The organism is Gammaproteobacteria bacterium (assembly GCA_029882975.1).
In the GTDB taxonomy this organism is placed as follows: domain Bacteria; phylum Pseudomonadota; class Gammaproteobacteria; order SZUA-152; family SZUA-152; genus JAJDNG01.
Genome location: JAOUJW010000008.1, coordinates 25062 through 49265, shown reverse-complemented (window position 1 = coordinate 49265; position 24204 = coordinate 25062). Strand labels below are relative to the sequence as shown.

General features: G+C 49.5%; 20 protein-coding genes. 15 read left to right on the top strand and 5 right to left on the bottom strand.

Annotated features, from left to right (window positions below; translation table 11 throughout):
* The first annotated feature begins 23 nt into the window (after window positions 1-23).
* The 6 genes from OEY58_07855 to OEY58_07830 all read left to right on the top strand — a co-directional run bounded on the left by OEY58_07855 (window position 24) and on the right by OEY58_07830 (window position 8315).
* The gene (locus tag OEY58_07855) at window positions 24-740 is read left to right on the top strand and encodes a ComF family protein (protein MDH5325359.1); all 717 of its coding nucleotides are present in this window, start codon (window positions 24-26) and stop codon (window positions 738-740) included.
* Window positions 741-916: 176 nt separating this feature from the next.
* The gene (locus OEY58_07850; protein ID MDH5325358.1) at window positions 917-1507 is read left to right on the top strand and encodes a GspH/FimT family pseudopilin; all 591 of its coding nucleotides are present in this window, start codon (window positions 917-919) and stop codon (window positions 1505-1507) included.
* Window positions 1508-1536: 29 nt separating this feature from the next.
* Window positions 1537-2037 (top strand): type IV pilus modification protein PilV, encoded by a 501-nt coding sequence (gene pilV, locus OEY58_07845; GenBank protein MDH5325357.1) that lies wholly within the window; start codon window positions 1537-1539, stop codon window positions 2035-2037.
* A 15-nt stretch (window positions 2038-2052) separates the two neighbouring features.
* Window positions 2053-3081 carry a PilW family protein gene (locus OEY58_07840; protein MDH5325356.1) on the top strand — a complete coding sequence of 343 codons (1029 nt, stop codon included), beginning with the start codon at window positions 2053-2055 and terminating at the stop codon, window positions 3079-3081.
* 22 nt (window positions 3082-3103) lie between these two features.
* On the top strand, window positions 3104-3586 hold the full coding sequence (locus OEY58_07835) for a PilX N-terminal domain-containing pilus assembly protein (protein ID MDH5325355.1): 483 nt from the start codon (window positions 3104-3106) through the stop codon (window positions 3584-3586).
* An 88-nt stretch (window positions 3587-3674) separates the two neighbouring features.
* A complete protein-coding gene (locus OEY58_07830; protein MDH5325354.1) occupies window positions 3675-8315 on the top strand; it encodes a PilC/PilY family type IV pilus protein in 4641 nt (1546 codons plus the stop codon).
* Window positions 8316-8366: 51 nt separating this feature from the next.
* Here the strand turns inward: OEY58_07830 and OEY58_07825 are convergent, their stop codons facing one another.
* The 3 genes from OEY58_07825 to rpmB form a co-directional block, all read right to left on the bottom strand.
* The gene (locus tag OEY58_07825) at window positions 8367-8927 is read right to left on the bottom strand and encodes a YfaZ family outer membrane protein (GenBank protein MDH5325353.1); all 561 of its coding nucleotides are present in this window, start codon (window positions 8925-8927) and stop codon (window positions 8367-8369) included.
* Window positions 8928-9109: 182 nt separating this feature from the next.
* Entirely contained in the window at window positions 9110-9265 is a 156-nt protein-coding gene (rpmG, locus tag OEY58_07820) for a 50S ribosomal protein L33 (GenBank protein ID MDH5325352.1), read from the bottom strand.
* A 14-nt stretch (window positions 9266-9279) separates the two neighbouring features.
* Window positions 9280-9516, bottom strand: a complete 237-nt coding sequence (gene rpmB / locus OEY58_07815) for a 50S ribosomal protein L28 (GenBank protein ID MDH5325351.1) — start codon at window positions 9514-9516, stop codon at window positions 9280-9282.
* A gap of 195 nt (window positions 9517-9711) precedes the next feature.
* Here rpmB and rph point away from each other — a divergent pair, with 195 nt between their 5' ends.
* The 6 genes from rph (at window position 9712) to OEY58_07785 (ending at window position 15628) form a co-directional block, all read left to right on the top strand.
* Window positions 9712-10428 (top strand): ribonuclease PH, encoded by a 717-nt coding sequence (rph, locus tag OEY58_07810; GenBank protein MDH5325350.1) that lies wholly within the window; start codon window positions 9712-9714, stop codon window positions 10426-10428.
* Window positions 10429-10439: 11 nt separating this feature from the next.
* Window positions 10440-11063 carry an RdgB/HAM1 family non-canonical purine NTP pyrophosphatase gene (rdgB, locus tag OEY58_07805; protein ID MDH5325349.1) on the top strand — a complete coding sequence of 208 codons (624 nt, stop codon included), beginning with the start codon at window positions 10440-10442 and terminating at the stop codon, window positions 11061-11063.
* A 281-nt stretch (window positions 11064-11344) separates the two neighbouring features.
* Window positions 11345-11725: a hypothetical protein gene (locus OEY58_07800; GenBank protein ID MDH5325348.1), complete on the top strand. Its 381-nt coding sequence runs from the start codon at window positions 11345-11347 to the stop codon at window positions 11723-11725.
* Complete coding sequence (locus OEY58_07795) at window positions 11722-14163, top strand: AsmA family protein (GenBank protein ID MDH5325347.1); 2442 nt, start codon at window positions 11722-11724, stop codon at window positions 14161-14163. The genes OEY58_07800 and OEY58_07795 overlap by 4 nt, the downstream gene beginning before the upstream one ends.
* Before the next feature lie 18 nt (window positions 14164-14181).
* A complete protein-coding gene (gene mutY / locus OEY58_07790; GenBank protein MDH5325346.1) occupies window positions 14182-15291 on the top strand; it encodes an A/G-specific adenine glycosylase in 1110 nt (369 codons plus the stop codon).
* Window positions 15292-15358: 67 nt separating this feature from the next.
* Complete coding sequence (locus OEY58_07785) at window positions 15359-15628, top strand: oxidative damage protection protein (GenBank protein ID MDH5325345.1); 270 nt, start codon at window positions 15359-15361, stop codon at window positions 15626-15628.
* A 21-nt stretch (window positions 15629-15649) separates the two neighbouring features.
* Here the strand turns inward: OEY58_07785 and amrS are convergent, their stop codons facing one another.
* A complete protein-coding gene (gene amrS, locus OEY58_07780; protein ID MDH5325344.1) occupies window positions 15650-16711 on the bottom strand; it encodes an AmmeMemoRadiSam system radical SAM enzyme in 1062 nt (353 codons plus the stop codon).
* A gap of 201 nt (window positions 16712-16912) precedes the next feature.
* Here amrS and OEY58_07775 point away from each other — a divergent pair, with 201 nt between their 5' ends.
* From OEY58_07775 to OEY58_07765, 3 genes are all read left to right on the top strand, one after another.
* On the top strand, window positions 16913-18205 hold the full coding sequence (locus tag OEY58_07775) for a diguanylate cyclase (GenBank protein MDH5325343.1): 1293 nt from the start codon (window positions 16913-16915) through the stop codon (window positions 18203-18205).
* Window positions 18206-18308: 103 nt separating this feature from the next.
* A complete protein-coding gene (locus tag OEY58_07770) occupies window positions 18309-19427 on the top strand; it encodes an FIST C-terminal domain-containing protein (GenBank protein ID MDH5325342.1) in 1119 nt (372 codons plus the stop codon).
* Window positions 19428-19471: 44 nt separating this feature from the next.
* Window positions 19472-21703 (top strand): EAL domain-containing protein, encoded by a 2232-nt coding sequence (locus tag OEY58_07765; protein ID MDH5325341.1) that lies wholly within the window; start codon window positions 19472-19474, stop codon window positions 21701-21703.
* Window positions 21704-21735: 32 nt separating this feature from the next.
* Here OEY58_07765 and OEY58_07760 read toward each other — a convergent pair whose 3' ends face one another.
* The gene (locus OEY58_07760; GenBank protein ID MDH5325340.1) at window positions 21736-24204 is read right to left on the bottom strand and encodes an EAL domain-containing protein; all 2469 of its coding nucleotides are present in this window, start codon (window positions 24202-24204) and stop codon (window positions 21736-21738) included.

Sequence of the window (24204 nt, the reverse complement as noted above, 5' to 3'; positions counted from 1 at the left end):
TGTCAATGTTTAGTCGGGATTTTATGAACAACTGGATAATAACTGACCATATATTGCGCGGAACGTGTTTGTTGTGTGAGGCACCGGGTTTGCCAGGCCGGGATTTGTGTGCGCCTTGCTACGCGGAGTTGCCCATTTCTGCGCATCGTTGTCCCGTATGTGCCTTGCCCTTACCAGGCCTCTCCAATACCTTATGTGGCCATTGTATTAAGACAAAACCGGCATTTGATCAATGTGTTACGGTGTTTGACTATGGTCATCCGCTGGATTTTCTGATTCGGCGCTTTAAATATCACCAGAACCTGGCCTGCGGTCGCTTATTGGCACAATTGTTTCTGGCGGCCGTCCACCGTAAAAACTCACAGTTTCTTTGCCCACCGCCACAGCTCATTGTACCGGTTCCCTTACATCCGCAACGGTTGCGACAACGGGGCTTCAATCAAGCTTTGGAACTTGGGCGCGTGCTGTCCCGGTCTTTGGGTATTCCGTTGCAGCAACACATCGTTGAGCGAGTCTTGCACACCGAGCCACAATCTTCCATGTCAGCAATAAAAAGAAAAACCAATTTAAAACAAGCATTTAGAGTTAGATCAACATTATTGCAGCAGTTGCCTAAGCAACACATTGCCATAGTGGATGATGTGCTCACCACTGGCTCTACCGCCAATGCGCTGGCTCATTCTTTGAAAAATCATGGGGTTACACAGGTCAGTGTTTGGGTGCTGGCGCGCGCACCGTAAGTCCGGAAAGTCAAGATTTTGTCCCTTTTGGGCCGATTTTTATTTCAAGCCTCCAAAATTTAGGATTAAAGGCCCGTTTCTCAGGATGAGTGGGGCCCTTCCTTGTTTATATTTGTTCGTTACAAGTGGTAGTATCTTTATACGGTTTAAAGATATTTTGTTGTAGGTGGTGGTTTATGAAGTTTTCCAAGCAGTCTTCCGGTTTTACCTTGATCGAACTCCTCGTTGCCTTGGCCATTGTGGCCATTGTGGCCAGCCAAGCGGTTCCCAATTTTCGAGTGATGATACAAAACAATAAGTTAATCGCTCAAAAGAACGAATTTATAACCACAATCAACCTGGCTCGAAGCGAAGCGGTGAAGCGCGGTAACCGCATTACCGTCTGTGCCAGTTCAAATCAAAGCAGTTGCAATAGCACCGATTGGTCCCAAGGTTGGATTGTATTTTCCGATATAGATGCCGATACCGTATTGGATAGCGGAACAGGAGCTTGTCTGGACACGGAAGACTGTTTGTTGCGTGTGGGCAGCGGTACGGCTGACATTAAATTATTATCCAGCGGTTTTGCACACAACGGCTACATCCAGTATTTGTCCAGAGGGACTGTTGATTCTGCCGGTACTTTTACGTTCTGCGACTCTCGCGGTAACAGCAGTGCCAGGGCTACCAACATCAACAGTATGGGTCGAATTATCAGCGCCCAGGATGCCAATGATGACGGTATCGTGGATGATCTTGCCGGGAACAATGTGGTGTGTACACTGTAAAATCAAACAAAATCAGATCGGATAGAGTGATGGGATTCCGTCCAACTTCCAACATGGCCCAGGCAAAGGGTGCAACCATGGTAGAGGTTCTGGTATCCCTGCTAATCCTTTCTTTAGGGCTCTTGGGGGTCGCGGGCTTACAAACCACCGGCCTGCGCAGTAACCAGAGTGCCTATTTGCGCTCTCAGGCTACCCACATTGCTTCGGATATGGCCGATCGAATGCGGGCTAATTTGCCCGCGGTAGATGCGGGTAATTACGACAATGTTAATTCCAACTCTGTCCCAGCCGATCCCGGATGTATTAAGTCAGCTACCGGTTGCACATCTACTCAACTGGCGCAGCATGATATTCGGGAGTGGTCTTTAACCAGTAAAAATGCCTTGCCTCTGTTCGTGGGTACAGTCAGTAAGGACGGGATGAGCACGGCAGAAGCCAGTGATGACGTTTATGTCATTACCGTGCGTTGGAACGATGTGGCGGATAAAAATTTACCCACTAAAAGTCTGATCATTCGCGTGCGAATGTAGGGTAACGAGGGGCATATGATGCAATCATTCCGACAACAGGGCTTGACTTTGGTAGAGCTAATGGTGGCTGCAACCCTTGGTTTGGTCATCATGGCCGGGGTTATTCAGCTTTTCATCAGCAGTAAAGAAACCTACCGTATCAACAGTTTTATTTCCCAGATTCAGGAAAGCGGCCGTTTTGCCATTGAGGCCGTGGCTCACGATCTGCGTATGGCCGGGTATCAGGGTTGTGCTGATCCCAAGGCGGTACCTCCGGTTAATTTAGTACTGAATTCGGCACCGGTTACCCATTTTAAGGAGACTTCCATTATTGGGGGTGAGGGCGGTGCCTCTTCCGATGAGCTACTGATTCGTTATGCGTCGCCGCAGTTTACCCCGTTAATGGAGCCTTCCGATCCGGTTAATGCCACATTGGCGATTGAACAAAACACGCAAAACTTCACTAATGGGGATGTGATCATGGTGGCCGATTGCGCTTCAGCGCATTTAGTTCGTCTGACTAATGTGGCCCTGTCAACAACAACCAACGCCAGCGGAGTTGTCACCACCAAATACATTCTCAGCTATGCCGATACCGAAAACGACTTAACAAAACTGTTGAAAACTTATGCCAAAGATACTACCCGGTTGATGCATTTGAGCTCTGTTCGTTATCGCATTTTAGATACCGGCCGTACCAATTCTGCCGGTATGGCTATTAAAGCCTTGTATCGCAAAGACTTGAAAGACGCACAACCCGTGGAACTGGTGGAAGGCGTGGAAAACATGCAGCTTCTGTTTGGAGAACGCCTGGCAGACGGAAACTTGCGTTATGCCGCAGCTAACGACGCCACGCTCGACATGGCACGGGTCAGCAGTGTGCGATTGGGCATGTTGTTGGAAACCACAGAGTTGACGGGGAACCGCTTGGATAAACAGAGTTATGTTCTTGCAGGTACCAGGGTAGGTCCCAATGACGGATCCACGTTAGGGGTGACGCATGAGGCGGATCGTCGCTACCGGCGCGCTTTTAATATCACTGTATTTTTGAGAAACCGTGAATAGTCCCGGTAATTGGTGCAAAGCGATGAATCACAATTCACATTTTCCATACTTTCCACGACAACAAGGCGCTGTACTCATGGTGAGCCTGGTCATGTTGCTGTTAATGACCATTTTGGGTTTAACCGCTATGAGCAGTGCCACCATGGAACAAAAAATGGCGGCAAATTCGCAGGATATCAACACCACCTTACAAGCTTCTGAAAGTGCCACTCGTGCGGTACTCACGGATTTAAATGTACTGGGTTCCGCCATTAACAGTAATGCCCCCGTGTCTGCGGACGTCCGGTTAGATAGTGGCTTCAATTTGGCGAATCAACCGGTTAAAAGCCAGGCTGCGGTGACGTATTTGGGAGAAAGCCCCGTTGACGGATTTTCGTTAGGTGTGTCCAACAAAGCCTTTGCGGCACACCATTTTCAAATCGCTGGCAAAGGTACGATGTCAGGCAATGTAACGACCGAAACTGTACAGGGAATATACCGTGTTGGTGCCAGCAACCTGAAATAAAAGTTGTGGAGTAATTGTTATGAAACTGGGTAAGACGCTTAAGTTTATTTTAGCCCTGAACGCACTCCTTCTTGCGGGGTTTACGCGTATGGCACCGAAAAAAAGTGCTGTTGCCGCCTTTTGCGTTATGCTGTTCTGCGGCTTTCCGGTTTTGGCGGATGATATCGAAGTGTTTTTCGGCAGCGGTACCAGCGCCGGTGTGACCACCAATCCTGCCGCTCCGAATGTATTGTTTATTTTGGATACTTCGGGTTCTATGCGCACTGAGGTAGGTACCAGCAATCTGACCCGTATGCAGCATATGAAAGCCGCATTACATCAAATTCTGGATACCGCTACCGGTATCAACGTGGGCTTAATGCGATTTAACGATCCCGGCGGTCCCATTTTGTTTCCGACTGCCTATATTGATTCGGATATTACTGCTGTGACCTCCGGTACTGTACCCATGGTGGAATCACGTATCTCATCCGGTACCGATGATGCCGAAGAAACCGGGGGCGTAGTGGACCTGGCCAGTGCCCGCCTGGATGTGGTGTATTATGGCGGATCAGTAGGTACCTATATGCGCCGTGTGGATTTCGATACAGATGATGCTGAAGAGACTGCCGGTGGTGTATTGTCGCGTCGCAGCAACAGCATCAATATTATACCCGGTCAGATTAACGGGTTTCGATTTCGCAATACAGGTATCCCAAAAGGTGCGACCATTCAGGCGGCAGCCATGCAATTGTATGCCAATGCCGATTCAGCCGATGCTATGGTTTTGCAGTTTCAAGGCGAGCTGAGCAACGATGCGCTGCAATTTAATAGTGCTAACAAAATTTCCCCGCGAACCCGCACCAGTGCAATCAGTTCCTGGGTGCCGGATGCCTGGACGGCGGGCTTACCCTATATTACGCCCGATATTGCTCCTTTGATTCAGGAAATTGTCAACCAGCCCGGTTGGCTGGAAGATGATCTGGTTATTATCCAAACTGCGAGTTCAGCGGGCGCCGCCACCCCAGGTTCACGAGAGGTCGTTCCCTTTGATAGAAACCCAGCTCAGGCGGCCGGCTTGCAGGTGGTGTGGACCCTGGGTTCGCCGGCAACGCAAACCATGGGCTTGCGGTTCCAAAACATTGGTATTCCCCAGGGTGCGACGATTACCAGTGCCGTAGTGGAATTTACCGTGGCGCAAAGTAACACCACGCCTTACACCAGTGATTTGACCATTGCGGGATTCAACACCGGCGATGCCCCTACGTTTTCTGCGGCAGCAAACGACATCACCGCCAGAACCTTGACGACCAACACCGTAGCGTGGCAACCGGGAACATGGACCAATCCCGATGTAGTTCAAACCCCGGATTTGAAAACCGTGGTTCAGGAAATCGTGAATCGCAGCGACTGGTGTGGTAACAACTCCATGGGCTTTAGTATTGCAGGGACCGACACGGTAAACCGCATTGCCCACAGTTACGATGGGAACCCCCAGTTTGCCCCGGTGCTGAAGGTGACTTATACCGAACCGGCCAGTGGCGGTTGTTTTAATCAAACATTGGTGTACCGGGTCAATGGCTCGGAAAATGACGCCGAACAATTGAGTAATACTTCGGTGGATTTGACGGGGAATGTTATCAATCTTTCCACCAGCCAAACCAACGGTTTGCGTTTTAGCAATATTCTGATCAACCAAGGTACGACTATATTAGAGGCTGATTTAACCTTTGTAGCCAGTGCCGACGACACGGTTGCATCCAATGTCTTTATTCAAGGTGAGGCGGCGGATAATTCCCTGGCCTTTGTCAGTAACAACAACAATATTACTGACCGTGCCCTCACTACGGCCTCAGTGAATTGGGTGCCGGGTAATTGGATCGCCGGTGAAAGTTACACCTCAGTGGACATCAAGTCTGTTGTGCAAGAGATTGTGAACCGTACCGGTTGGGCTCCGGGTAACAATTTAACCTTGATCCAAACCGCCGATAACGGCAGTCGTCGAGCACGATCCTTTAATAACCAACCGGCGGATGCAGCCCTGCTGCGTATTAAAGTGCAAAACAGCGGTGTGGCCGCAGCTCCGCCAAAATTGGTACGTACTCGCCTGAAGGAATTGGTGGACGACTTTACACCTTCCGGATACACGCCCATTGTGGATACTCTGTATGAGGCGGCGTCCTACTATGGTGGTGCGTCGGTGTTATACGGTAAGAACCGCGGTGCACAAACCACTTTTGGTCGCCTCAGTCATGTGGATTCTTATACCGGTGGAAATGTACAACGTTCAGCAGGCTGTACCGATACGACGTTGAACTCCACGGCTTGCGCTGATGAACGAATCACCGGCAACCCCGTATATACCACACCCATATTGGATTCCTGCCAAACCAGCCACATTGTTTTGTTAACCGATGGTGAGGCCAATCATAACAATTCGATCTCGCTAATTAAATCCCGAACCGGTAGAACCGGTTGTAGCCCCAATACGGGCGGGGAGGCCTGTGGTCGTGAACTGGTGAGCTGGTTGGCCAGCACAGACCAGAATACCACGCTGGCTTCCGACCAGAATGTGAAAACCTATACCATTGGTTTCAATCTGGATGAAGGTGGTCAGGCTAATGCGATTACTTTCTTACAAGATCTGGCTGCCAGAGGTGGCGGTAATTACTACTCTGCCAGTACCTCGGATCAGTTGGTTTCCGCTTTTCAAAAGATTATTCGTTCTATTTTGAACACCGATACCACTTTCGTATCCCCGGGTGCTACGGTGAATCAGTTCAACCGCCTGACCCACTTAAACGATATTTATTTTTCCGTGTTTAAACCGGCTGCCCGACCCACGTGGCCCGGCAACTTGAAACGCTACGAGCTGCAAGGGAATCCGGCTGTGGTGGTGGATTCGCAAAATGCTCCGGCAGTGGATCCGGCTACGGGATTCTTTGCGGCCACATCGCAGAGTTTCTGGACCGATACTAACGTCGTGGATGGCAATAAAGTGGAGCTGGGTGGTGCCGCCGGACGTATCAGTCTGACGGGCCGCAAAGTGTACACGTATACAGGGACAAGCCAGGATTTGAGTCACAACACCAACAACCTGCATGAAACCAATGCCGATCTTACCAATACCCTGTTAGGAATCGGTACAGCCACAGCGGCGTATCGTGAAGGACTGTTGCAATGGGCTCGTGGTGTGGATGTTAACGATGAGGATGAAGATGGCTTGACCACAGACGTTCGTGCTCATATGGGCGCCCCCTTGCATTCTCAGGCGGTGGTCATCACCTATGGTGGGACGGCCACCAGCCAGGATAACACGGTTTACCTGGGTACCAATGAAGGTTACTTACACGCTATCGACAGTGATACGGGGGACGAGGTTTTTGCGTTCGTACCACAGGAGCTGTTGCCCAATTTGGATAAGTTTTATGCCAATACTGTGGGTTCGGCGCTGCCTTATGGTTTGGATGGCGCTATCAGCTTTAAAAAAGTGGACGTGAATCGCGACAATACCATCGATCCTGCCGCCGGCGATTCCGTTTATATCTACGCGGGAATGCGCCGCGGCGGACGCAATTATTACGCCCTGGATGTATCCAACCGCGCCGCACCGCAGTTGAAGTGGACCCTGAGCGGGGGCAGTGGCGATTTTACAGAGCTGGGCCAAACCTGGTCCACGCCCATACTGGCGACGGTTCGAGTCGGTGGCGCGAACAAAGAAGTACTGATTTTTGCCGGGGGTTACGATCCTGCCCAGGACGATAAGGTGACTCGTTCCGCAGATACTCAAGGGCGCGCCATTTTTATGGTGGATGCAGAAACAGGCGCATTGGTGTGGTCCGGCGGTCATGCTGCGGGTACATTCTCCCAGACTTTTACGGATATGAACTACAGCATCCCCTCGGATATTACTGTGATTGATATGAACATGGACGGCTTGGTTGATCAAATGTATGTGGGGGACATGGGCGGCCAGTTGTGGCGTTTTGACATCAACAACGGTGCGGCGGTAGATGCGCTGGTATCCGGTGGCGTGATTGCCGATTTTGCCCTGAACAATACCAGTCCAGCTGTAAACGATGCGGCCAACAACCGCCGCTTCTATTACGCGCCGGATGTGGCCAAAATTACCAGCGGTGCCAACACCTTCCTGTCGATTTCCATCGGTTCGGGTTACCGCGCCCATCCGCTGAACACCACGGTCCAGGATCGTTTCTATATGCTGCGTTCCACCGATATCTATCAAAAGCCGGCGACCTACACTAAAGTCACCGATGCGGATATGTATAATGCCACTCAAAATCTTATCGGTGAAAGCACCGGCACCGCATTGACCACCGAAGTGGCAGCCCTGGGTGCCGCAAAAGGCTGGTATATCGATATGGAAAACAGCGGTGAGAAAGTATTGGCGCAGAGTGTTACGGTGAATAATCAGGTCTTGTTCACCACTTTTGAGCCCTCCGTGAACACCTCTGCTTGTAGCACCGGAAACGGTACCGGTCGACTTTATGTGGTCAATGTGGTGGATGCTACGCCGACCATTAATACCACCGGTGATGCTACCCTGGTGAAAGCGGATCGGGTGACCGGGCTGGCCAGAAACGGTATTCCGCCTTCGCCATCAGTGCTGTTCCCCAGCGATGGCTATACCTCCAACCCGGTATTGTGTATAGGTGCGGAGTGTAATACCAATTTGGATTTTGGTGCCATTCTTAAGAAAACCTTCTGGCGAGAAGATACGCGGAATTAATGCGATAACGCCCCGCATTCCGTTTGGAGTGTGGGGTGTTCTAATTAAGATCTAAAAGCCTACTTTCATACCGAACATCAGCGATTCATCAACGCTTTGGGAACCTTGGTCAAAATCCGCGTGGATATGATGATAACCCAGGTAGATATCTGCGGTGGGTAATAACTCATAATTGGCATAAATACCAAACTCATAAACGTCCTTGGCATCACCAAAGGAAACGATACCGGGTGCGTAAAACACTTTTGCGGAAACAAAGTAACGGGGTAAATTCCGCATTTTGTAGCGCATTTGTCCGCCCAGAGCAATGGAGAATGCGGTGCCCAGGTTGCTGTCGATGTAATAGGCTTTCGGGCCCACCCCCAGCTCCAGCCCCGGAGTTTTGCTGCCGGCCACATCGATCACCAGTAATGCGGTATCCAGCACATATCGTTCCTCATCGTGGTATAAGAATCCCAGTGCTATTTCCGAGCGACCTAACGTGGTTCCACCCACCGGCATCTGGGTTTTGAATTGGGCGCTTTCATCGCTCAAAGCAATATCAAACGATGCGGCGTATAGATCAGAGGTAAAAAACAAGCTGATAATGATGAGCAGGCGTTTCAACATCATGGACTCCCGACATGAGGTGCTCTGGAAAACGGACATTCTTACCGGTATGGAAAGAAGTTTCAAGGATTACCGCGGGTTCGATACTTCCGGTGGCAATGAATTCGTAACACAAAAGCCCGGTAGAACCGGGCTTTTGTGTTACGAATATAGAAAGAATTTGTAGAAAGTAGCTAAAAACGCAGCTATTTAATTTTAGCTTCTTTGTACATTACGTGTTTGCGCACCACAGGATCAAACTTTTTCATTTCCATTTTTTCAGGCATGGTACGTTTGTTCTTGGTGGTGGTGTAAAAGTGACCGGTACCGGCACTGGAAACCAATTTGATTTTGTCTCTCATTGTTCGTCCTCCGGTTACACTTTTTCGCCACGGGCGCGCATATCTTGCAGCACCGAGTCGATACCCAATTTATCAATAATGCGCATGCCCTTGGTAGAAACGCGAAGCCTTACCCAGCGGTTTTCTTTTTCAACCCAAAAACGATGCTGATGCAAGTTGGGCAAAAACCGGCGCTTGGTTTTATTGTTCGCGTGGGACACATTATTGCCGGTTGCCGGTCGTTTCCCCGTAACCTGACACACTCTAGCCATGATTCTTCTCCAAATCCAAAACAGTTAACTTGTACGCGTTGACGCGGAACTGCGCTTTATACCAAAAACTCACCCCCATGTCCAATTCGGCATCCAAATTTGAGGCCATTGTTAATGCTGTCCCGGGGTCGCTCTGGGTGGGCAAGGCAAGCTATAATCTTGATTTTTCGATAAACAGATAAGGAGTGCCCGCAAATGCGACCCAGTGGCCGTAGTCCCGACCAGCTCAGGCAGATTCGCTTTACCCGTCACTATACCAAGCATGCCGAAGGCTCGGTTTTGGTGGAATTTGGGGACACCAAGGTTATTTGTACCGCCAGTGTGGAAAACCGCACCCCAAGATGGTTGAAAGGTACTGGCAAAGGCTGGGTCACGGCCGAATACGGTATGCTGCCGCGCTCCACAGGTGAGCGTATGGGTCGGGAAGCCTCCAAAGGCAAACAAGGGGGCCGTACCATGGAGATCCAGCGCCTAATCGCCCGATCACTGCGGGCGGTGGTGGATCTGGAGGCTCTGGGAGAGCGGTTGATCACCGTGGATTGCGATGTGATCCAGGCTGACGGTGGTACGCGCACCGCGTCTATAACCGGCGGTTATGTCGCTATGGTGGATGCTATCCGTCACCTGTTACGTCAAGGCGAGCTGGAAAAAGATCCCTTGTACGGCCAGGTGGCTTCCGTGTCCGTGGGTGTGTACCAGGGAGTCCCCGTATTGGATCTGGACTATGCTGAAGACTCCAATGCCGAAACGGACATGAACGTGGTGATGAACGACTCCGGTGCTTTTGTGGAGGTACAGGGAACTGCCGAGGGACACGCCTTTCGTCGCGATGAGCTCAACACCATGCTGGATCTGGCGGCCAAAGGTATAGAACTCCTGGTGGCTGAACAAGCTGCCGTGCTGACCGATTGAGGGGGCTGACAATGAGCTCGGAACCTACATTGGAACCAAAACAAGTGGTTTTAGCCAGCGGCAACCAAGGAAAGCTGCGAGAAATCAATGAGTTATTAAGTGGAGTGCAGATTCATGCGGTAGCTCAGACCCAACTCGGGGTGACGGATGTGGAGGAGACAGGGTTAAGCTTTGTGGAGAATGCCCTGATCAAGGCACGCCATGCCGCCCAGCTCACCGGCTTGCCTGCGATTGCGGATGATTCCGGTATCGAGGTAGATGCTTTAAACGGTGCTCCCGGCATTTACTCCGCCCGTTTCAGCGGGCCTAATGCCAGTGATGCGGACAACCTGAATTTATTGCTGCAGCAACTTAAGGACGTCCCCGATGCGCAACGCAGTGCCCGGTTTCAGTGTTTGATGGTGTTTATGCGCCACGCCAAAGATCCCACGCCATTGATTTGCCAAGGAACCTGGGAAGGACGCATTCTGCATGAGCCTGTGGGAGCCAACGGATTTGGTTACGACCCGGTGTTCTATGTTCCAGGTGAAAATTGCTCCGCCGCCCAATTGTCTTCAGACATTAAAAATCGGCTCAGCCACCGCGGCCAGGCACTGAGTGCCTTGTTGCATGCTTTGGAATTGCGTCGCCGTTGAGACGTTGAAAAAGGCGATAAATCAAAGTAGTAACGCGAAAGATCGGGTAATTCCAGGGATTCTTAGTGGAATAGGCCCATTTGGTATAAAAACAACCCTACACTTACCACCGCCGATGCCAGCATCACGGTGACGATGAAAAGAGCCAGTAGGGGTTTGAGTGGCATGACAGATTCTCTTGCGTTTACAGTCGGGTCATTTTACAAAACTTCACTTTAGGTAGCGACCGTTTTTTTATTAATTTTTAAATCCTTTTTGAATTGGCAGGAACAAGGAGCACCATGCCCACTCAGGAACAGCAAACCGTCACTATTCAGCAAGGCGATAGCCACAGCGAGGCGGTATTGTATTGGCAACAATTTTCCAAACAAGATCGTCTCAAACGCGCTCTTGCCGCTTTGGCTATATGTTGGCTGGCAGCGGGCGTGACGCTGTTTATACCCATTTTGCACTTTATATTGGTACCCAGCCTGCTTCTCACCGGGCCTATACTGTTCTATGTTAAATTCAAACAGGAGGACTTAATGGAAAAGGTGGATGGGGTCTGTACTGACAGCGGGGAAGCGGTCACGATTGAATTGGAGTCCAATGCCAAATTACCCCTATGGACTTATTGCCCTGCGTGTAAAAAATCGATCCAGATTAAAAATCAAGCATCATGAACAAAACGAAACTTTTCAGTATCGCCACGGGTGTGGGTTTACTGGTGCTGTTGGTGCCTGTGATTTTTCTGCTGACATTTGATTTAAACCAATATAAATCCCTAATGATAGCTGTGGTAAAACAGCACACGGGACGGCAACTGCAATTAACAGGACCTATGGAAAAGTCCCTGTTTCCCTGGTTGGGCGTGAAAATTGGGCAGGCCGGTTTGGGCAATGCGCCGGGTTTTGAACAAGAGCAATTCGCCGCAATAGAAGAGGCACAGCTCAAAGTGAAATTTTGGCCCCTGGTTCAGGGCCGACTGGAGGTGGATACCGTATTGCTGAAAGGCTTTGAATTGCATTTGCGTCGCAATGTCCAGGGGGAGACTAATTTTCAAGATTTATTGCGAGCAGATACTTCGGCGGATAACACGGTGCCGGAAACGGAAACTGTGCGGGATCCGGCAACAGTACAGGAATCAGCAGAGACACTGAGTACTTTGCAGAACTTTCTTATTGGCGGCCTCAGCCTGGAGCAGGCCGGCATCAGCTGGCGCGATCACCAAACGGGCAGGCAGATTGAGGTCAGGCAAATAAACCTGCATTTATCCCAATTAGAGCCTAATAAGCCGGTGGCGTTTGATCTGGGTTTGCAAGTACAAGCCAGGCAATACGTTCCTGGAAGGCCAGAAACCAAACCGTTGCAAAGGCTAGGTGCAAGCTTGCACATGGACGGTCGCGTATTGGCCGATTTAGCGACGATGCGGCTCAGTGTGAAAGATCTGAGTCTGGTGATGGGTTTCGACAAAGGCAGTCTACCGCTGGACCTAAATCCAGTTACCTTGAAAACCCAGGCAGAGGTGGATCTGGAAAAGCAGGCCCTGACTCTGGAACCCTTATCCATTAGCACGATGGGTTTGCAATTAACAGGCGGCATCAGAGCCGCAGAAGCGGTTGCCGTGGATTTCACCCTGAGTGTTGTGGATGCAGCCCGGTTGAAAGCCGGCTTGCAGCCGTTGGCAGGGGACAGGGAATTATTGGCAAGTGGTTTGGCGGACCTGCGACTGAAGACCCGGATTCACTTTAATCCAAAGCAAGATGTACTGGACTTTCCCTTGACCGTAGAATTGGAACCGTTGCAATTGCAATCACAATTACAGGTTTCCAGATTACAGACCGCACCAGGTGTGAAGGGTCGCTTGGAAGTTGCAAGTTTCAGTCCCAGAGCACTGTTACGCAAACTGCTGCAAAATCCAGCGGTGGCCTCGGTGCAGGATGAAAAAGCCTTACAAGCCCTGAGCTTGCAGTTGACTTACTCCGGTGGGCTGGATGCGCTGGATGTATCTGCCTTGGAGTTGCAACTGGACGAGACAAGGCTCAAAGCCAAACTCAGTGCTAAGACGCAAGGGCCACAGCTGCAAGCGCAAATAAATATTAATGAACTGAATCTGGATCGCTATCGACCATCACCGGCACCGCAACCCAAAACGGAAGCTGAACCGGCAGCGGTTCCACAGACCGAACCTCAGTTACCCCTGAAGTTAATGCGCGAGCTGAGCCTGGACGTTCAGGCGGAGCTGGGCCATTTGGTGGCCAATGGTATTACCATGCGTAACATTAAAACGGCCATTAAAAGTGATAAAGGGCTTTACCGGCTTAAACCAATGTCTCTGCAGTTGTATCAAGGCCGTATTGAGGCGGCTGCGCAATTGGACGTGCGTGAGAGTACGCCAGTGTGGAGTTTTGAAGAAACGTTAAAACAAGTACACTTCGGTGAATTACTTAAAGATGCCGGCGGCGAGGATCTGTTGTCCGGTGCTGCGGATATTCAATTGAGCTTGAGCGGTCAAGGCGTGTCACCACAAACTAACCGAGACAAACTCAACGGTAAGCTGAACTTCCACCTGCGTAAAGGCGAAGCTAAATATCTTAATTTACTGGATATGTTATCAGGGGACTACGCCAAATATTTAAAAAAAGCGGTACCGGAGAACGAACCGGACAATGTCACCGTGTTTAATGAGCTTAAGGGCAGTATGAGTATAGTCAATGGTGTGGCCACCAATAAGGATTTGTGGCTGAGTTCCTCGCCTATTGAGGTGAACGGGAGAGGGCAAGTGGATTTGGTGCAGGAAAAGATCGACTTTGTTTTGGACACGACTATTGTTAAGCCTACCAAGGGCATGAAAGCGATTAAACTGGATGAATTGCAGGGGGAACCTATTCCGATAAAAATTTACGGTCCTTTATTCGCGCCTGAACACAAAATCGATTTTGGTGCTGTATTGAAGCGCAAAGCCAACCGCGCCGTGGATCGGAAAAAAACCCAACTTAAAGACAAAGCCAAGCGATCCGTAGAGAAGCGCAAGGACAAAGCGCAAGAGCAGGCCAAGGACAAGCTCAAAGAAAAATCTCAGGACGCTCTGGATAAGCTAAAAAATAAATTCAAGTTTTAGGGATAGTTGAACAAACGTATGACACCAAAGCAGTTCAGTAAGCGGGTTTTGCGGTGGTTTGAGCAGTACGGTCGTAAGGATCTGCCCTGGCAGAAGCAACGCACACCCTACCGGGTCTGGGTCTCGGAGATCATGTTGCAACAGACACAGGTGGCCACTGTAATACCTTATTATCAACGTTTTATGCGAAGATTTCCTCGTCTGCGAGATCTGGCTGCGGCACCCCAGGATGAGGTTTTGGCACTATGGTCCGGCTTGGGGTATTACGCACGCGCCCGAAACCTGCATGCAGCCGCCCAGCAGGTGCAGATCCAATACGGTGCACGTTTTCCCCGCACCCTGGAGCAGGTGATGGCTTTACCCGGTATTGGGCGTTCGACGGCAGGGGCGATTTTGTCACTGTCCTGCAATCAGCATCACCCTATATTGGACGGTAATGTCAAACGGGTCCTCTGCCGCTTTTATGCTGTTGCGGGGTGGCCTGGAAATGGTGCGGTCCAACAGGTCCTGTGGCAGCATGCAGAACGATTAACCCCGCAGCAAGGGGTGGCGGATTACAATCAAGCCATGATGGATTTGGGGGCTACGGTATGTACCCGTTCACGCCCTCGTTGTGACGATTGTCCCTTGCAAGCAGGCTGTGTGGCGGTGCAACAGCATCGTCAGTCGGACTATCCACAGAAAAAATCGGCTTCGAAGAAACCCTTAAAACAAGTATTGATGCCCATGATTCTCAATCGCCAAAATCAGGTGCTATTATTCAAACGACCACCCAGTGGTATTTGGGGCGGTTTGCTGAGTTTTCCGGAATTAACTCCCGGCGATGATATTGGCCACTGGTGCCGTGAGCATCTGCAACTCACGGTGTTGCGACAACAAGAATGGCCTGTACGCAGGCACAGCTTTAGCCATTATCACTTGGATATGTTGCCCACCGTGGTTTGGGTGTCGGGGCAAATGTCCACGGTGATGGATTCCAAGCAATGGGTTTGGTATAACAGTACAGGTAAACCTGCCAACGCGGGTATTGCTGCTCCGGTGCAACGACTATTGCAAGAATTGCAAGAATTGCAAGAACTGGGCGTATCGAAACCACTAAGGGTACGGGATGAATTGGGCCAGTGTTAGTAGTTCAGCGAGTAGTTCAGCGAACACAGTAAGCGGAATAACATCAATTAGCGGACGAGGGGAACATATGAGTCGAACAGTTCAATGTGCTAAATTGGGTAAGGAAATGCCAGGTTTGGTTCGGGCGCCTTTCCCCGGTGAGTTGGGACAAAGAATTTTTGATCACGTGTCCCAAGAGGCATGGAATTTATGGATGGCACAGCAAACCATGCTGATCAATGAGCACCGCTTGTCCGTCATAGACCCTCAGGCACGGCAATTTCTTGAAGAAAAAATGATTCAGTTTTTGTTCGAAGGCTCTGATGAAAAACCGGAAGGCTATACCCCACAGGCATAACCGGTTTGTAGCCTCCCGCGTTTAAGCGGGATTGTTCTCGTATTTTTTCAACAAAACCCCTTCAGAGCCGCAACAAGCCGCCGCACATCGTTTAACCTGGTGCAGATTCACGGCATCCTCCGCCAGGAAGGTGTGTACGGGTAAATTGGTTTCGGCACAATCACAACCTTTGTCATCGTAGACAAAGCTGTTTCTCAGCCCCATTCGTTGCGCCTGTCCATGAGCGGCCCATAAGGTCTCGCTTGGGGTGGCATTAATATGCGATAGTTTATAGGCGGGAAAGAAACGGGTGATATGCCAGGGCGCATCGGCTCCGAGGTTTTTCTGTATCCAGGCTGCAATGGCGCCAAGCTCTTCCATGCTATCGTTTTTACCGGGAATCACGTTGGTGCGTACTTCGACATGGATGCCCAATTCCTGTGCTGTCTTAATGCACTCCAAGACCTGATCGACTGCGGCCACCGGACATATCTCTTTGTAGAAGGCATCGTTCAGGCTTTTAATGTCCGAGCACAGCACATCGATATGAGGTGCCATCAGTTCCAAGGCTTCACGCGTAACGAAGCTATTGGAGACATAAACCGTGTACAGCCCGGCTTTCCGCGCCAGGTGCGAAACCTCCAGTACATACTCCAGCCATACCGCCGGTTCCGAATAGGTGAAGGCAATGCCTTGCACCGAATGACGTAATGCGGCGTCTACGATTTGTTGCGGTGTGGCAAAGGCTGCAGTGGATTCGCCTTTGGCCAGGTCGTCCAATGCGGTTACGCCCCAGGAGATATCCAGATTGTGACATCCGCCGCAACGGAAATTACAACCGTAACTGCCGATCGACATAACTTGAGTGCCCGGTTGAAACAAGCGCACAGGCTTGTCCTCTATGGGGCCCACATCAATAGCCGACAAAATACCGTAGGACAAATTATAAAGGGTTCCATGTCGGTTGACGTGAGCCTGACAAAAACCTCGTTGGCCATGAGAGAGTTTGCAGCGCCAAGAGCATAACAAACAACGGCTGCTGCCGTTACTGAGAGGTTCCTGTAAGCGTGTGGGTATTAATTGATATTGCTCGTGGGAGGGCACGTTTCATCCTGTCTATGCAAATGTCGATGTGGAGAGCAAGTATAACCTAAAGACACGTGGAAAGGCAGCCAAGGACGGACTTAGCACCTAAGGGAAAAGGTTACAATTCTGTGGTTTTTTTAACTAAAACCCCAAGTTTCATGTTTTTTTTTCAGCAAAGGCCGATTTGTAGGATGAATACTCTTTGGAATTGTAGAGTCCATGAAAATATTGTGCGTGGAACCCACTGCTCTATACCAGCAATTGTTAGGGCACTTGTTCACAGAGCTCGGCGTGTCGGCGACGTTTATGGACAAAGCTCAGCCGGCACTGGAGCTTTTTGCAAAACAACCGTTTGATTTGTTGTGTACGGCCTACCAATTGCATTGCATGACCGGAGTACAACTAATCGAATCAGCGAGAGAAAACGGATTTAAAGAGGGTCCTGCCGTTTTACTCAGTGCCGATACTTCAGCGGAATTCGTCAGCGAATGTCTGCATCGTGGGGTTACGGAGGTGTTGGGTAAGCAGGATTTTCAAGGGGTGGAACGAACCTTGCGTAACATCATCTCCCGCTATACTCAAAAACGCAGCGGTAAAGTACTGGTGGTTGAAGATGACGCATCGATCGCAGGCTTTATGGTGAAGTTGTTAAGTGATAAAGGCTATGAGGTGCCGCGATGCGAATCCGGAGAGGAAGCGATCGCATTATTGGAATCCAATACTGTTGATCTGGTGATTACGGATATGGTCCTCAGTGGGAAAATTACCGGTATGGGATTGCTTAACTGGGTACGCGCAAATAAAGGGGGTAAAGAATCTTTGCCCGTCTTGGCCGTATCGGCCGGTAGTGACAAATCCAGAAAAGTGGAGATGCTGTATCAGGGCGCCAATGATTATGTAGAGAAACCCTTTGTCCCGGAAGAACTTGTAGCCCGTGTGTCCAACTTGATGAGTACCAAACAGTTGTTCGATCGAGTGCGTTTACAGCAGGAAGAAATGATTGTGATGGCGACCACAGACCAACTTACCGGATTGTCCAATCGTCACAGTATTTTGGATATTGCAGACAAATATTTGTGCGAAGCCGAGCGTAAGTCCTATCCCCTGAGTTTGTTAGTGGTGGATTTGGATCATTTCAAATCCATTAATGATACATATGGGCATAGCGCCGGTGATGCAGTGTTGTCGGAGACAGGTAGAGCGATGCAGGCGTTGTTTCGCGGTGAAGATGTGGTAGCCAGATTTGGCGGCGAGGAATTTGCGATCTTGATGCATAGGTGCAATCTGCAGGATGCCCAATTAAAAGCGCAAACTTTGTGTTCGCACATAGAAGGATTGAAGCCCGGAGGTTTGAGTGTTACGGCCAGCATTGGAGTGGCGGAATTGTCTCTTCTGCGTGAAAAAAGTTTCGACGGTTTATTTCAAGCCGCGGATGAAGCGGTGTATACGGCTAAGCGTGAGGGGCGTAATCGGGTTTGTATCCATGATGGAACCCAAATGGTGGCGGCCTGATATGCCGCACGAAAATTTCACAGAGTTTTCAAAGTCTGGCCTGAATACCAGACGATAAAGCTAGAGAATGAAGTGTCAGCAATTTCAGGAACGTTGAGTGATTATGGGAAAAACGGCATATTTAACATTTGACAATCCAAAGCTCAAGCAAACGGTTGAGCAATGGAAGGTGGAGAGCCCCCATGGGGCTTGTTTCGCCATGGTGGCGGAAGCGGACAAACACAATGTACCTACATTGCAATCACTGTTCAATGACCAGGGATACCCTTTGATCGGTGCGATGTTTCCGGAGTTAATTGTTAACGCCCGGTTCGAGCGCAATGGTGTGATATTGCTGCACCTGGAAAACAAGCCTTACTACAACATAGTTTCAATGTCATCCAATGAGCATATTGACAAGGCGATAAGTGAGTGGAGCAATGCTATATTGCAGAATTTGCCCCCTCGAGGCCAGGAAAACTCTTTGTTCTTGGTGATGGATTCCATGATACCGAATGTGGCGACCATATTGGATCGAATCTACTTGCAACTGAGTAACAAAGTCCAATATTTCGGGGTAAATGCAGGCAGTGAAACTTTTCAACCGGCAAGTTGTATTTTTGATAACCACCAGTGGGTGGGTAACAGTTTTCTATCCGTACTGTTCGATCAACACCCCGGCGGTGTTCTATCCCACAATTACCGCGAGCCGGCGGAACAGATTACAGCCACGTCCACTCAAGGCAACTTAATCAGCAGCATAGAGTGGCGCCCGGCTTTTGAAGTTTACCAGGAATTGGTAAAGAAACAGTATGGCGTTGCAATTACTAAAGATAATTTTTATGAATACGGCGTACACTTCCCCTTTGGCATCAGTCGCATGGATGGTGAACCGTTGGTGCGCATTCCAGTCGCTTTGCAGGAGGACGGATCTCTATATTGTGTGGGAGAAGTTCCGCCCAATACCCTATTGACCCTGTTGGACGCCATTCACCCCGGCTCCTTAGAAACGGTGGACTGTTTGGCCAGGAATATGGACCACTCTGACAACTCCCTGTGTTTTTACTGTGCAGGCAGGCGTATGCATCTGGGTGATATGGCGAACGGTGAACTTTCATCCCTTGGTCAGCGTCTGCAGGGACAAATCGTGGGCGCGCTGTCTTTAGGCGAAATAGGGAGCTCTTCTTCGGGAGGCTACCCTTTGTTTCACAATGCGGCTCTGGTCATGTCGCCTTTACAATAGCGATGGCAGTTTAGCACCTTGGTTGGACTGGCATCAGCGCAAACATGAAAAAGCAAGCGCAGTACTATTCATTATTATACGATCTGGCTCTAGCCACCAGTGGTGAGAATCGGGTTTTGCCTTTGTTGACCAAGGCCGTACAACGGTTCATGTACCACACCGGGTTTCCCTGCGGCATGTTTGTCCAGCGTGTCAATAAAATTTTCGATGACTCAAAGAGCACCCAGTTGTGTTTCATTGAGTTGATGGTATGCAAAAGTGATGAGTTTCCCGGCCAGGGAGACTACGCGGATCTGGAAAATGACTTTTTTAAAGCGGAAATCGGTTTAGTTAATCCCAAAACAATTTTTGGGTTAGAGACGGGGTTTGAGGCGGCATTGCGCATACCCACTAAGGGAGACGGAGTGTTTATTTTGTTAACCAACGCTCCGGTCAACAACATGCCCTATGCGCAACTGTTTCAACCGATAATCGATAATTTCAGCAACAATCTGCGCTTATGTCGTGCCAGTGAGGCGGACACGAAGCAGTTACGCAAAGAGTTACTGAATTCCAAACTCACTGAGGCCAAGTTGCGACTGGCGGACCGGGTCGTTAACTACAGTAACCAGGCGATACTGGTTATAGGGGCAGACAACGAAATTTTACAAGTCAATCCTGCCTTTTCAGAAATTACCGGGTATGAAGCGGAAAGCATGCTGGGAAAGAGTCCGGCATCCCTGCTGTCTCAGTGCCACAACAAAGCCTTTTTTAAGAATATGTTAAGGACCCTGCTAAGAACCGGTTCTTGGCAAGGAGAGCTGTTTTGTTTACATAAACGCGGACGTCTATACGCAACCTGGCAGAATATTAGTGTAGTGAGAAACGAAAAGGGAAAAATCATTCAATGGATTAGTATGTTTAGTGATATCTCGGATCAAAAACGGGCAGAGGACCGGATCAAACGCTTGGCCCATTACGATCAACTTACCGGCTTGCCGAACAGGCTTTTGTTTGTAGATCGACTGGAGCATGCTATTACCCGCGCTAGGCGTTCCGGCAATAAAGTGGGTCTCATGTTCATTGATTTGGACCAATTTAAAAGCGTCAACGACACCCTGGGTCATCAAGCCGGAGACGAACTGCTCAAAATAGCCTCCAAACGTCTGGCGGGTTGTGTTCGAGCGCAGGATACCGTGTCCCGTTTGGGAGGAGATGAATTTACCGTTATATTGGAAGATTTAAACGATGAGCAGGGGGCGATGGTTGTTGCTGACAAAATTATAGCGGTGTTGTCACAGACACTGCGGGTTTTGGATTGCGATGTTAAAGTGGGTGCCAGCATTGGTATAACCTTGTATCCGGATGATGGCATGACGGTTGACGCTATGATCAAAAACTCCGATCTGGCCATGTACCAGGCCAAAGCCAATGGTCGTAGTTGCTATCAATTTTACAGCTTGGATTATACTCGTGCCGCAGAAAAACGCTTTCGTATGGAAACGGAATTACAGCGAGCCATCGATAAGCACGAATTGGTGCTGCACTACCAACCTCAAATCAATATGGCTACACAAAGTGTCGAGGGATGTGAGGCCTTGGTTCGTTGGGAGCACCCCACGGATGGACTGATTTTTCCGGATGAGTTCATACCCTTTGCAGAGGAGCGTGGCTTAATCGGGGCCCTGGACGCTTGGGTGCTGCGGGCTGCCTGTGAGCAGGCGGCGAGTTGGCAAAGTAGTTTTGGCTTTCCTATCCGCGTTTCGGTGAATTTGTCTGCCAGACACATTACCGAATTCGGGATTGTCGAATTGGTGCGTAACACGCTGGAGCAAACCGGGTTGGAACCCGGTAATCTGGAGCTTGAGGTGACAGAAGGATTTGTACTGCGGGATATCGATAAAGGCATCCATAATCTGAGACAGCTGCGCAAAATGGGCGTACAGATTGCTTTGGATGATTTTGGTACCGGCTATTCCTCCCTGCGATACTTAAAGTCTCTACCTGTGGATCGGTTGAAAATTGATCGAAGCTTTATTGCCGATGTGTTGGATAACCGTGATGATGCCGCACTGGTTAAAGCGATTGTTAACCTGGCGGCCCAGTTTGGTCTATCCACCATTGCGGAAGGTGTAGAAAGTGAGGAGCACGTGGATTTTCTACTGCAATACGGTTGCCTATATGCTCAAGGATATTTTTACAGTAAACCCCTGGGTGCTGAACAATTTATCGAATACGTACAATCGACACCACCCGCGCAAGCACCGGATCTGAAACTGGCATCGCAATGGGCTTGATTCCACTTTAGTTGGTTTTACATCGGTTGCAATCAGTCAAAATCGTCCGCCCTAAAAGAACCAAAATCAAACTCCAGATTGGCATTGGGCTCCTGAATAAAAAATCCCTGAAAGTAGCGAATACCCATAGACCAAAGTGTGGATAGTACTGCCGGGTTTTCGATAGATCCGGCAATGATTTTAACTTCATATTTCGTCGCGTGCAGAATTAAGCTGCGTAATTGTTGCATTTTATCCGACGTATCCAGTATGCCGTCCAACACCGATCCTCGAAAGACTACATAATTGGGGCGTAGTTTGGAAAGTAATTGTGCTGAGTTGTTGGTGATGCCGAAATGGTCGATAGCAATACCGCACTGTAGCGCTTTAATGTTGCGGTTAAAGCGTTCGCTATAATCCCCATGCAGAAGCCAGTCTTTCTCGTTAACCGCAAAGATAACGCGACGTTCACCGGATACATGGCTTTGGGTTAGGGAATTACTTATCCAGGGGATGAGCATGGACTCGGTCAAAGTCTTGCCTGTGAGTTTAATGAATAAATCGGTATTGGAGCGTATATGGCTGTTTGCAGACATATTGGTGATAGCATGTTCTATAACCCAGCGGTCGATTTTTGTAGTTTGTCCGCTTTTCGCTGCGGTTGCGAAAAACTGCTGGGGTGGAACCAGGCGCGAGTCTGGAGTGCGCATTCGTAATAGAACCTCGTATTGCTCAAAGTTTCTGTTCTCAATATTGATGATGGGCTGGTAAACCAGTTCAAACAAGTTCTGAGCCAGTGCAGTATCAATACATTTCTTTATGTCATATTGTATCGGTGTGTCCTGAACTTCAGGCTTGGAGACGACTGTATTGTTGCCTCCCTTGGTTTGTATGTTCTTACAGGATTGTTGTGCTTGAAATAGCAGTTCCTCCACGCCCGATGAGTTCTTGTCCAAGGGGGTTAAGCTGATACTGCAACAAATATTAATATCGTGATCACTCAAGTGAATGACATTGCTGGAAAATTTCTTATTCAGGCTGTTAGACCAGGAAGGTAAATCATCGCGACGGCGATTTTTTAGCAATACCAAAAAAATTCCGTCAGAGAATTCCGTGGCAATGTCATCTCGGTTCAAGCTGGATCGCAATAGAGTGTACAGTTGCTGTTTTACATTGCTTTGATGATAGATGTCCACTCGTTCTTTTATGGTTTCATAGTTGTCCACAGCTACAAAAGCCAGGGCCACAGCCTTGTCTCCGGGAGCGAGTGGGGCGGCGGCCAGTTCCAGTTGCTGCAGAAAATAGCGGTGATTGTGCAAACCAGAGACCGGGTCGTGTTGGCTGATTTTGTGTTTCATTTGCTGAATCGACGCGGAGGAGCGCATCAAGCGACGTACTGATCCGATCAGCTCATCAGTACCTATGGGTTTGATCAGGAAATCATTGACTCCAAGACCAATCGCGGTTTCACGCAGGTCTGCGTCATTGTCTGCGGTCAGAAACAGAACCGGGGTCTCGGCATATTGCTGTGTTTGTTGCATGACTTTGATAAGGTCGAACCCGTTGTACTTGGGCATGTGATAATCCATTATCACCAGTTCCGGTGAAAAGTTTTCCATGTCTTTGAGCATATGGGCAGGATCATTGACAATTTCCACCTCAAAGCCCACGTTGTCCAAATGCTGAGCGTAGTAACAGCTCAATTCCACATCGTCATCCACGATAAGAACGCGTTGTCTGGGCATGGATTGAGATAATAGTTTTTCTATGCCATCGTGCAATTGCTCTATATCCACAGGTTTGGTGAAGTAGGCATTGCCCCCGCTGCGTACCGACTGAACTCGAGACTCCAGATCAGAGCGGGCCGACATGAAAATAAAGGGAACGTTTTTTCCGATGACTTCGCGAAACTGTAACACCGAATCAAACCCGGTTTTGTTCTGGAACATGATATCCATGATTACCAAATCCGGTTGAGACTTTTCTACATAAGCCAAGGCAGCGGAAGGGTCATCAAAGTTTCGCGTGGTGTATCCCAGACCGGACAACAGGGTTCCCAAATAGATTCCCAGCTGATGGTCATCGTCCACGATATAGATGGTGTGTTGTTTGTCCGATGTTGGTAACGGCTCTTTAGGTTCCGGTGCCGCTTGCTGGATGCGCTCACACAGATCCGGGTCAAGGGGATTTGCCGTGCGCACCAGAACCCGTACCAATGCATTGATGTGTAAACGTTGGGACTCATCCGGGCGTCGCTGTGTCGTACTGATGTGGGTCAGCAAGTCACTGAGCTGGCGGGCTGCATTGCTCAATTCTTCCAGGCCAAAAGTACCTGCGCTTCCTGCCAGTGAATGAACTTTGATATGGAACTGGGAGAATTCACCATCGTCCCAGGCGCAATGCACCAGTTCCGACCATAGTTGTTCCACGCCGGCGATTTTTTCGGGTAATTCACGCAAGTAGTCTTCGCGGATGCGGTCCAGCTTACGTTGATTTTGTTCATCAGGTAATATAGAGGCCAT